The 11,575-nt window shown below is 40.3% G+C and carries 9 protein-coding genes; 3 read left to right on the top strand and 6 right to left on the bottom strand.

Annotated elements, in window-relative coordinates; genetic code table 11:
* Positions 1 to 177 precede the first annotated feature (177 nt).
* From tacF to HT736_RS07885, 3 genes are read left to right on the top strand one after another with little or no spacing between them, the layout of a single operon-like run.
* Complete coding sequence (gene tacF, locus HT736_RS07895; RefSeq protein WP_000835909.1) at positions 178 to 1,665, top strand: type IV teichoic acid flippase TacF; 1,488 nt, start codon at positions 178 to 180, stop codon at positions 1,663 to 1,665.
* Between the two features lie 9 nt (positions 1,666 to 1,674).
* On the top strand, positions 1,675 to 2,478 hold the full coding sequence (locus HT736_RS07890) for a phosphorylcholine transferase LicD (RefSeq protein WP_000811884.1): 804 nt from the start codon (positions 1,675 to 1,677) through the stop codon (positions 2,476 to 2,478).
* Position 2,479: 1 nt separating this feature from the next.
* Positions 2,480 to 3,289, top strand: coding sequence for a phosphorylcholine transferase LicD (locus HT736_RS07885; protein WP_001199655.1), 810 nt, complete (start codon positions 2,480 to 2,482; stop codon positions 3,287 to 3,289).
* 271 nt (positions 3,290 to 3,560) lie between these two features.
* On the opposite strand, the gene carB is transcribed toward HT736_RS07885, so the two are convergent.
* The 6 genes from carB to HT736_RS07855 form a co-directional block, all read right to left on the bottom strand.
* Positions 3,561 to 6,737, bottom strand: coding sequence for a carbamoyl-phosphate synthase large subunit (carB, locus tag HT736_RS07880; protein ID WP_138700106.1), 3,177 nt, complete (start codon positions 6,735 to 6,737; stop codon positions 3,561 to 3,563).
* Positions 6,738 to 7,185: 448 nt separating this feature from the next.
* A complete protein-coding gene (locus HT736_RS07875; RefSeq protein WP_000595946.1) occupies positions 7,186 to 8,265 on the bottom strand; it encodes a carbamoyl phosphate synthase small subunit in 1,080 nt (359 codons plus the stop codon).
* 49 nt (positions 8,266 to 8,314) lie between these two features.
* Entirely contained in the window at positions 8,315 to 9,238 is a 924-nt protein-coding gene (locus HT736_RS07870; RefSeq protein WP_101514526.1) for an aspartate carbamoyltransferase catalytic subunit, read from the bottom strand.
* A gap of 18 nt (positions 9,239 to 9,256) precedes the next feature.
* Positions 9,257 to 9,778, bottom strand: coding sequence for a bifunctional pyr operon transcriptional regulator/uracil phosphoribosyltransferase PyrR (gene pyrR / locus HT736_RS07865; protein WP_000850023.1), 522 nt, complete (start codon positions 9,776 to 9,778; stop codon positions 9,257 to 9,259).
* Between the two features lie 210 nt (positions 9,779 to 9,988).
* Complete coding sequence (nth, locus tag HT736_RS07860; RefSeq protein WP_000244443.1) at positions 9,989 to 10,618, bottom strand: endonuclease III; 630 nt, start codon at positions 10,616 to 10,618, stop codon at positions 9,989 to 9,991.
* On the bottom strand, positions 10,618 to 11,160 hold the full coding sequence (locus HT736_RS07855; protein ID WP_023936535.1) for a DUF177 domain-containing protein: 543 nt from the start codon (positions 11,158 to 11,160) through the stop codon (positions 10,618 to 10,620). Before HT736_RS07855 ends, nth begins: the two co-directional genes overlap by 1 nt.
* Positions 11,161 to 11,575: the final 415 nt, after the last annotated feature.

Raw genomic sequence — 11,575 nt, 5'->3', positions numbered from 1 at the left:
CGAGAAAAACTGGCTTGAATCCATAATCAAAAAGCAAACTAGGAAGCTAGCCGTAAGCTGTACTTGAGTACGGTAAGGCGACGCTGACGTGGTTTGAATTTGATTTTCGAAGAGTATTACTGCCCTTCATTTCTTATTAGCTGACTTTATGATATAATGAAAAACGAGGTAAATTGAATGAAAAGTATAAAATTAAATGCTCTATCTTACATGGGAATTCGTGTCTTGAATATTATTTTTCCCATCTTAACTGGAACCTACGTCGCGCGTGTCTTGGACCGAACTGACTATGGTTACTTCAACTCAGTCGACACTATTTTGTCATTTTTCTTACCCTTTGCGACTTATGGGGTCTATAACTACGGTTTACGAGCCATCAGTAATGTCAAGGATAACAAAAAAGATCTGAATAGAACCTTCTCCAGTCTTTTTTATTTGTGCATAGCTTGTACAATTTTGACCACTGCGGTCTATATCCTAGCCTATCCTCTCTTCTTTACAGATAATCCAATCGTCAAAAAGGTCTACCTTGTTATGGGGATTCAACTCATTGCCCAGATTTTTTCAATCGAATGGGTCAATGAAGCTCTGGAAAATTATAGTTTTCTCTTTTACAAAACTGCCTTCATCCGTATCCTGATGCTGGTCTCTATTTTCCTGTTTGTCAAAAATGAACACGATATTGTTGTCTATACACTTGTGATGAGTTTATCGACACTGATTAACTATCTGATTAGTTATTTTTGGATTAAAAGAGACATTAAGCTTGTTAAAATTCACATCAGTGATTTTAAACCGCTCTTTCTCCCTCTGACAGCCATGTTGGTCTTTGCTAATGCCAATATGCTCTTCACTTTTTTGGATCGTCTCTTCCTCGTTAAAACAGGGATTGATGTCAACGTTAGTTACTACACCATAGCTCAACGAATTGTGACCGTTATTGCTGGTGTTGTAACAGGAGCTATCGGAGTGAGTGTGCCTCGTCTTAGTTACTATCTAGGAAAAGGCGATAAGGAAGCCTATGTTTCTCTGGTTAATAGAGGTAGTCGAATCTTTAACTTCTTTATCATTCCACTGAGCTTTGGACTCATGGTTTTAGGACCAAATGCCATCCTACTTTACGGTAGTGAAAAATATATCGGAGGTGGCATCTTGACCTCTCTCTTCGCTTTTCGTACGATTATCCTGGCCTTAGATACCATTCTTGGTTCCCAAATTCTCTTTACCAATGGCTATGAAAAACGTATCACAGTCTATACAGTCTTTGCTGGGCTACTCAATTTGGGCTTAAATAGTCTCCTCTTTTTCAACCATATCGTGGCTCCTGAATACTACTTACTGACAACTATGTTATCAGAGGCCTCTCTACTTGTTTTCTATATCATTTTCATCCATAGAAAACAACTTATTCACTTGGGACATATCTTTAGCTATACTGTTCGATACTCTCTCTTTTCACTTTCTTTCGTAGGAATTTATTTCCTGATCAATTTCTTGTATCCTGTGGATATGGTCATTAATTTGCCATTTTTGATGAATACTGGTTTGATTGTCTTGCTATCAGCTATCTCTTATATTGGTCTACTTGTCTTCACAAAAGATAGCATTTTCTATGAATTTTTAAACCATGTCCTAGCCTTAAAAAATAAATTCAAAAGATCATAGGAGTTTAAAATGAAACAACTAACCATTGAAGATGCCAAACAAATTGAATTAGAAATTTTGGATTATATTGATACTCTCTGTAAAAAGCACAATATCAACTATATTATTAACTACGGTACTCTGATTGGGGCGGTTCGACATCAAGGCTTTATTCCTTGGGACGACGATATTGATCTGTCCATGCCTAGAGAAGACTACCAACGATTTATTAACATTTTTCAAAAGGAAAAAAGCAAGTATAAGCTCCTTTCCTTAGAAACTGATAAGAACTACTTTAACAACTTTATCAAGATAACCGACAGTACGACTAAAATTATTGATACTCGAAATACAAAAACCTATGAGTCTGGTATCTTTATCGATATTTTCCCTATAGATCGCTTTGATGATCCTAAGGTCATTGATACTTGTTATAAACTGGAAAGCTTCAAACTGCTGTCTTTCAGTAAACATAAAAATATTGTCTATAAGGATAGCCTTTTAAAAGATTGGATACGAACAGCCTTTTGGTTGCTCCTTCGACCGGTTTCTCCTCGTTATTTCGCACATAAAATCGAGAAAGAAATTCAAAAATATAGTCGTGAAAATGGTCAGTATATGGCTTTTATCCCTTCTAAATTTAAGGAAAAGGAAGTCTTCCCAAGTGGTACCTTCGATAAAATAATTGATTTACCCTTTGAAAATTTAAGCCTTCCAGCACCTGAAAAATTTGATACTATTTTGACACAATTTTATGGAGATTATATGACCCTACCACCAGCAGAAAAACGCTTCTACAGTCATGAATTTCACGCTTATAAATTGGAGGATTAGGATGCAATATTTAGAAAAAAAAGAAATTAAAGAAATTCAACTAGCTCTGCTAGACTATATTGATGAGACTTGTAAGAAACATGATATTCCTTATTTTCTCAGTTATGGAACCATGCTTGGAGCCATCCGCCACAAAGGTATGATTCCTTGGGATGATGATATTGATATTTCCCTTTATCGTGAGGATTATGAGCGTTTACTGAAGATTATTGAAGAAGAAAATCACCCTCGCTACAAGGTTCTTTCCTACGATACATCTTCTTGGTACTTCCATAATTTCGCATCGATTTTGGACACTTCTACTGTTATAGAAGACCATGTTAAGTACAAGCGTCATGATACCAGCCTTTTCATCGATGTCTTCCCAATTGATCGATTTACAGACTTGAGCATTGTCGACAAGAGCTATAAGTATGTGGCTCTTCGTCAACTAGCTTATATCAAAAAATCACGAGCAGTTCACGGTGATAGCAAATTAAAAGATTTTCTTAGATTATGTAGCTGGTATGCCCTCCGAGTGGTCAATCCCCGTTACTTTTACAAGAAAATTGATCAGCTAGTCAAAAATGCTACAACCAACTCTCCTCAATATGAAGGAGGAATTGGGATCGGTAAGGAAGGGATGAAAGAAATCTTCCCAGTTGATACCTTTAAAGAACTGATTTTGACTGAGTTTGAAGGTCGTATGTTGCCTGTGCCAAAAAAATATGACCAATTTTTAACCCAGATGTATGGGGATTATATGACACCACCATCAAAAGAAATGCAAGAATGGTATAGTCATAGCATTAAAGCTTATCGTAAAAACTGATTGAGGGCGACCATACAAACTACTAAGATAGAGGTTATTCAAAAACATAATTTTAGTAGAAAATGAAGTAAATATTCCTACAATAAAACGCATAATATCAAGGTTTTCAACACCTGATATTATGCGTTTTATAATTTTAAAGACTTTTTTCTATAGTAGATTGAAATAAGATACGAACAAATCAATTAGAAAATTCAAATTAATTTCTAGAAATATTTTAGTATTCCTGTGTACTGTTCTAAATTCAGTCTGCTATATCTTATTTTTCTATTTAAATCGCTTCTGTAACAAAGCTACGACTTTCAAGTACCTTAAGCATGGCGTTAGCTGTATCTAAGGCTGTGAATAGGGGTACCCCGTGTTCAATAGCTGAACGACGGATTTGCTCACCATCTTCGTCAGCAGTTCGTTTTGTTCCAACTGTATTAATGATAGCTTGGATTCTTCCCTTGCGAACAAAGCTTGGGATATCCTTATCTTCATCACCTATCTTTCCAACAGGCTGAGCATGTAATCCATGACTGGCAAAGAAGGCTGCTGTCCCTTCTGTCGCGAGGATTCCATAGCCAATATTTTGGAAACGACGAGCCAAGTCCAAGGCTTCTTCTTTAGCATCATCAGCGATGGTAAAGACAACATTTCCAAAAGTTGGCAAGTGTAAGTAAGAAGCTTCAAAGGCCTTATAGAGAGCTTTTTCCAAAGTAGCATCAGAACCCATAACTTCCCCTGTTGACTTCATTTCAGGACCAAGTAAGCTGTCTACCTTAGCTAGTTTGGTAAAGGAGAAGACAGGTGCCTTGATATGAACGCGGGTGCTTTCAGGGTAAAGTCCATCTTGGTAGCCAAGTTCTGATAAACTTTGACCAAGAATGAGCTTAGTCGCTACTTGAGCCATAGGAATATTGGTCACCTTAGAAAGGAATGGAACAGTACGGCTGGCACGTGGATTGACCTCAATAACATAGACTTTTTCATCCTTGATAACAAACTGGATGTTCATCATTCCAAGGCAGTTAAGACCGATTGCTAGGCGTTTGGTGTAGTCTGCGATGGTCTCCTGAACCTTTTGCGACAAGGTTTGTGGTGGGTAAACTGCCATTGAATCACCTGAGTGGACACCGGCACGTTCGATATGCTCCATGATACCAGGAATGAATACATTTTTACCATCTGAAATGGCATCAACTTCGCACTCTTGCCCAACGATGTAAGAGTCAACAAGAACTGGGTGGTCTGGACTAGCCTTAACAGCAGTTCGCATGTAAGAACGAAGGTCTTCTTCGTTTTCAACGATTTCCATGGCACGTCCACCAAGTACATAAGATGGGCGGACAAGAACTGGGAAGCCAATCTTGCGAGCTGCAAGCACTGCTTCTTCTTCATTGGTAGCCGTTTGTCCTGGTGGCTGTGGAATGTCCAAATCTTTTAGAGCTTGCTCAAAGAGGTCACGGTCTTCGGCACGGTCTAGGTCAGCGACCTGTGTACCAAGGATGGTCACACCTGCTTTTGCCAATGACTCCGCAAGGTTGATAGCTGTTTGACCACCAAACTGAACGATAACTCCCTTTGGTTGTTCCAAGTCAATGACGTTCATAACATCTTCGAATGTCAATGGCTCAAAGTAAAGCTTGTCTGATACCGAGAAGTCTGTTGAAACAGTCTCTGGATTTGAGTTCATGATGATAGCTTCATAACCAGCTGCCTGGATAGCCTTAACTGAGTGAACCGTTGCATAGTCAAATTCGACCCCTTGACCGATACGGATTGGACCTGAACCTAGGACAAGTACAGATTCTTTATCAGATCTGATAGACTCATTTTCCCATCCATAGGTTGAATAGAAATATGGTGTTTCAGAATCAAACTCCGCAGCACAGGTATCGACCATCTTATAAACTGGAACAATCTTGTTTTCCAAGCGAAGTTGACGAAGTTGATCAGCAGTTGTTTTCCAAAGTTCCGCAATCTTACGGTCTGAGAAGCCATTAAGTTTAGCTGTTTTCAAGACTTCTAGATCTTGTGGATGAGCACCCAATTCCTGCTCAATTTCAAAGATATGTAGGAGTTTATCCAGATAAAAAATATCGATTTTTGTAAGCTCTGCAATTTCTTCTGGTGTGTAACCACGGCGAATAGATTCTGACACGTAGAAGAGGCGGTCATCTTGGGCTTTGACAACTTTTTCAATCAAGGAATCATCAGAAACTGCTGCAAGTTCAGGCATTTCATTGTGGTGCACCCCAATTTCAAGGGAGCGACAAGCTTTAAGGAGAGATTCTTCGATGTTACGACCAATCGCCATTACTTCCCCAGTCGCCTTCATCTGGGTACCAAGACGGCGTTCACCCTTTTCAAACTTGTCAAATGGGAAACGAGGAATCTTGGCAACCACGTAGTCAAGGGCTGGTTCAAACATGGCATAGGTTGAACCTGTAACTGGGTTGATGACCTCATCCAAGGTCAAACCTACTGCAATCTTAGCAGCCAATTTTGCAATCGGATACCCTGTCGCCTTAGATGCTAGGGCTGAAGAACGCGACACACGAGGGTTTACTTCGATGACATAATACTTGAAACTGTGTGGATCAAGGGCCAGCTGAACGTTACATCCCCCTTCAATCTTAAGGGCACGAATGATGCTCAAGCTCGCGTCACGTAGCATTTGGTTTTCATAGTCTGACATGGTTTGCGCAGGAGCAAATACAATGGAATCTCCTGTGTGAATTCCGACTGGGTCAAAGTTTTCCATGTTACAAACAACCAAAGCATTGTCAGCTGAGTCACGCATCACTTCGTATTCGATTTCCTTGAAACCTGCAATCGAACGCTCAATCAAACATTGGGTCACAGGTGATAATTTCAAACCATTTTCAGCGATTTCACGCAATTCTTCCTCGTTGGCACACATACCACCACCAGTACCACCAAGGGTAAAGGCTGGACGAACGATAACTGGGTAGCCAATTGTCGCTGCAAAGGCAACAGCTTCTTCGACTGTGTTGACAATTTCAGATTCTGGAATTGGTTGGTTGAGCTCTTCCATCAATTGTTTAAAGAGGTCACGGTCCTCCGCTTGATCAATGGCAGATAGTTTAGTACCCAGAAGTTCAACACCAAGCTCATCTAGGATACCATTTTTAGACAATTCCATGGCCATATTAAGCCCTGTTTGACCACCGAGTGTTGGTAGCAAGGCATCTGGACGCTCCTTACGAAGAATACGTGTCACAAACTCAAGTGTAATCGGTTCAATATAAACCTTGTCCGCAATCTCCTTGTCCGTCATGATGGTTGCAGGGTTTGAATTAACCAAAACCACCTCATAACCTTCCTCTTTCAAAGACAAGCAAGCCTGGGTCCCAGCGTAGTCAAACTCAGCAGCCTGACCAATAATAATCGGACCAGAACCAATCACCATAATTTTTTGAATATCAGTACGTTTAGGCATATATAAGATATTAAGGGCGTCAAGCGGACAAAGCTAAAATAGGAGTTATGACGAAGAACTGTCAGTTCTAGGAATAACTATCTTTTTAGCACCGTCCGTAGCCCGTATTCAGTTCAGCAAATACGGACCACCCTTCTCCTTTCTATTCGTCGCCTCACTGAGCGACATTAAATAAATTCTCCGACGATTTTTTAGCGAAACGATATTTTTCGGTAAAAAATCTAGTGCAGGGAGTTTTTAGTTCGCCTGATAGCGACTAAAAGAAACGACCTGCCTTTCTATTCGGCAACTCTCAGATTTCCATTAAATAAGATACAAAGGACGAATAGAAAGCGATTGAATTTTAGGAAACCAAGGAAGGATTGACAATCCAAGTTGGTTTCTCTAAATTCCGAGCTTTCCGTCCGTGTTCAGTTACATAAATTCTCCGACGAGCTTTTACTCATTCTTAGTTTGATTGTTTAAAAGCTTCCATCATCTCGATAAACTCGTCAAATAGGTAGCTAGCGTCGTGTGGACCAGGGGCTGCATCTGGATGGTATTGAACAGAGAAAGCAGGTTGGTATCTGTGACGCACACCTTCAACTGACTTGTCATTGATTTCTTCATGGGTGATAATCAAATGCTCTGGCAAATCCTCACGGCTAACTGCATAACCATGGTTTTGACTTGTAAAATCCACACGTCCTGTAGCAATTTCGCGTACCGCATGGTTGAATCCACGGTGTCCAAATTTCATCTTGTAAGTCTTAGCCCCGTTTGCCATTGCAAAGAGTTGATGCCCCATACAAATACCAAAGATTGGAATTTTTCCTTGCACACCACGAATCATGTCCAGTGCTTGTGGAACATCTTCTGGGTTACCTGGACCGTTTGACAACATAACTCCGTCAGGATTGAGATGGAGAATTTCTTCCGCCGTTGTTGAATAAGGAACAACCGTCACGTTACAGTTTCGCTTAGAAAGTTCACGTAGGATTGAGTGCTTGAGACCAAAGTCCACTAGCACCACGCTCAAACCAACTCCAGGAGCTGGATATGAAGTTTTAGTAGAAACCTGTTTGATATTGTCTGTCGGCAAGACTGTCGCTTGGAGCTGGTCCGTCACATGATCCATGCTGTCCCCAACATGGGTCAAGGTTGCACGCATGGTACCATGCTTACGGATAATCTTGGTAAGTGCACGCGTATCAATTCCTGAAATACCTGGAATTTTCTTGGCTTTCAAAAATTCATCCAAGGTCATTTGATTGCGCCAGTTGCTTGCTCTACGTGCTTCTTCAAAAACAACAACTCCCTTACAAGTTGGAATAATGGATTCGTAATCATCACGGTTAATTCCATAATTTCCCACCAAAGGATAAGTAAAGGTCAAGATTTGTCCATTATAAGACTGGTCTGTAATGGATTCTTGGTAGCCAGTCATCCCTGTATTAAAGACAATTTCACCAGTTACATCAATATCTGCTCCGAAGGCCTTACCTTCAAAAACTGTGCCATCTTCTAATACTAGAAGTCTTTTTATCATATTTTCACCTCTCGTGGACGCTCACTGGCGTCTTTTAACGTCTTGTGTTTTAGTTGGCATTTCTACTCGCCAGTACGGATTCTAAGATTGCCATTCGAACAAAGACACCATTGGTCATTTGTTGAGCAATCCGTGATTTTGGTGCTTCAACCAAGTAATCTGCGATTTCTACATCACGATTGACTGGAGCTGGGTGCATGAGGATTGCTGTTTCTTTCAAACGGTCATAACGTTCTTGAGTCAAGCCATGTTGGGCATGGTAGTCTTCTTTTGAAAAGACAGCTCCACTATTATGGCGTTCATGTTGCACACGGAGAAACATCATAACATCCACCTGATCAATAATTTCATCAATGGCTACAAACTGTCCATAGTCTGCAAACTCTTGACTTCTCCATTCCTCAGGTCCAGCAAAGTAAAGTTCAGCTCCCAAGCGTTTCAAAATCTGCATATTGGATTTGGCAACGCGTGAGTGGTCCAAGTCACCTGCAATCGCAACCTTGAGACCCTCAAAGTGACCAAATTCCTCATAAATAGTCATCAAATCAAGCAAACTCTGGCTAGGGTGTTGACCCGAACCGTCTCCACCATTGATAATGGAAGTCGTAATCGTGGGACTTGCAATCAATTTTCTGTAATAGTCGACCTCTGGGTGGCGAATCACACAGACATCCACTCCTAAAGCAGACAGAGTCAAAATGGTATCATAAAGTGTTTCACCCTTATTGACTGAACTAGTCTTCACATCAAAGTCAAGTCGTTCCAATCCCAATTTAATCTCTGCCACTTCAAAGGACTTATGCGTCCGTGTAGAATCCTCAAAGAAAAGATTGGAAACAATCGGATGGTCTTCATAGGGAAGCTGGGCTCCATTTTTAAACTCAATTCCTCGCTTGATCAATTTCATGACTTGATCGACAGTGAGGTCTTCCATGGACACCACATGGTTCAATGCTTGTTGATTTTCTGACATGGCTACTCCTTTAGCTTTCTAAGCTTCTTCAGTAATCAGAACTCTGTCTTGGCCATCAAGTTCTGCCATCTCTACGATGATTTCTTCAGAACGACTGGTTGGGATATTCTTCCCAACGTAATCTGGACGGATTGGCAATTCTCTATGTCCACGATCGACTAGAACTGCTAAACTTACGCGCGCAGGACGACCATGACCTACAATATTATCAATAGCAGCACGGATGGTACGACCTGTATAAAGCACATCGTCCACCAAGATAACTTCGCGGTCTGTCACATCGACAGAAACCAAAGAAGTATCTTCTCCACTTTTAACATCATCACGGAAAGGTTTAGTATCCAATTCCACAACAGGAACTGAAAGATTTTCTAGCTGTTCCAAACGTTCTTGGATTCGGTGGGCGATAAAGACACCACGAGTTTTAATACCAGCCAAGACGATTTTATTCAAATCTTTGTTGCGTTCAATAATCTCATAAGTAATACGCGTAATCGCTCGTTTGACGGTCAATTCGTCTACAACTTCTTTTGTCTTCATGACAAACCTCCAAAAAGAAAAGTCTCCTTAAACAAGGAGACTTGAAATGTATAGCTAAGCAAGCCCTACTGCACACAGTATAGACTTCACCCTTCTACTTTATCGCGCTCCTTGCCTGCCTCACGGGACAAGTTTAAAGGAATATTTAGTTATCAATTACTATAGCACAAAGTAAGCTTAAAATCAAGCAAAAACTTTCGATTTTCCATCTTACAAATTGCTAAAATCATATAACTGTGGGTACTGGTCACACTCTGGATTTTTAGGATGACAAATGGCTCTTCCAAAATAAATCATGGCCTGATGAGCTGCTAACCACTGCTCAGGCGGCAAGATATCCATGACCCGCTTTTCCACCTCAAGTGGTGTCGCTGATTTTTTGACGATATCGTGGTGTTTGCAAATACGCTCCACATGAGTATCCACTGCAAAGGCTGGAATCCCAAATCCTACACTCATAACAACATTGGCTGTCTTGCGACCAACACCTGCCAAACTCTCCAATTCCTCACGTGTTTGAGGGACTTGACCATCAAAATCGTCTAGTAACTGTTGGGCACATTTTTTAAGGAATTTAGCCTTATTTCGATACAGTCCCAGTCGAGAAATGTGTGAAGCAATCTCACTCTCTGTTGCAACAGACATGGCTTGTGGCGTTGGAAAGGCAGCAAAGAGGCCTGGCGTAGCCTTATTTACCGCTGCATCCGTCGTCTGGGCTGACAACATGACCGCAACCAAGAGTTCAAAATGATTAGTGAAATCAAGACTGGGCTTGGCATCTGGAAAAAGAGCAATGATTTCTTCTAGCACCTTTCGTGCTCGTTTTTTTGACAAAACCATTATTCGTCTCCATCAAATAGTCCTTGTAAACCAGCAAAAGGACTGTTTTCTTCTTTCTTAACTGCTTGTTGAGCTTGGTATTCTTCTTCTGTCATGATTTGCCAGTCATTTCCTGAAACAAATCCTTGGCCAGCTTCTTCTTCAGCCGTCAAGACCTTGATAGGAATGTTTAGTAGGATATTGTCTGACACGCTCTCAGCAAGGTCAAGTTCTCCATTTTCGATAGGCAGGACCAAGTCATCGTCTAAAACTTCCTGATCTAGTTGGTTAGTTGCACCTTCCATGAAAACTTCCGTTACTGGATAAGATTCAACTAACTCAACTGGCTCCATACTACGACTTGAAGCAAGAACAATGGTATAAGATAGTTGATAATCTAAGAAATACATACGGTTTTCGTACTGTACTTTCCCAACTGCAAGGATATTTTTTACATCTAAAATTTCTTGATTACGTGCACGCAGGTCTGCGACTAGGTCTAACGTTTGTTCAAAATGCAAGCCTTCAGACTGCTTGCGTATCTCTTGAATATTTAATTTCATACTTCCTCCATAAAGATTTACTCTCTTGATTATACCATGAAAAGCCTACAAATCAACCCACCAAACTTTGTAATTAACATTCAAGTTTTTAATATGTCCACTATGATATTTTGTTTTTTAGTGCTATACTACATCAGAGCAAGGAGGATGCCCCTATGGAAGACAAAGAACTCGGTACTAATGCTTATCACTCGTATTTTAGAGCTTGGAATTTCCAGTTTTCTGTTGACAAAATTTCCTTAAAAGTATAGTATAAAGATACCAATACTCGGAGGTAAGGGAGACATGAACAACTAAGCCTATCAAATAAAAAACCTTTATTTAGTAGATCTTGTTTTTGTCTCTTTTTGTGTACTCTTTTATGCTCTTTTTCTGGCATTTTATACTCAATGAAAATCAAAGAGCAAACTAGGAA

Origin of the sequence: Streptococcus sp. 339, assembly GCF_013277285.1 — a bacterium.
GTDB lineage: Bacteria > Bacillota > Bacilli > Lactobacillales > Streptococcaceae > Streptococcus > Streptococcus pseudopneumoniae.
The sequence above is the reverse complement of the archived record's forward strand: the minus strand, read 5'-3'. Positions and strand labels throughout refer to the sequence as shown.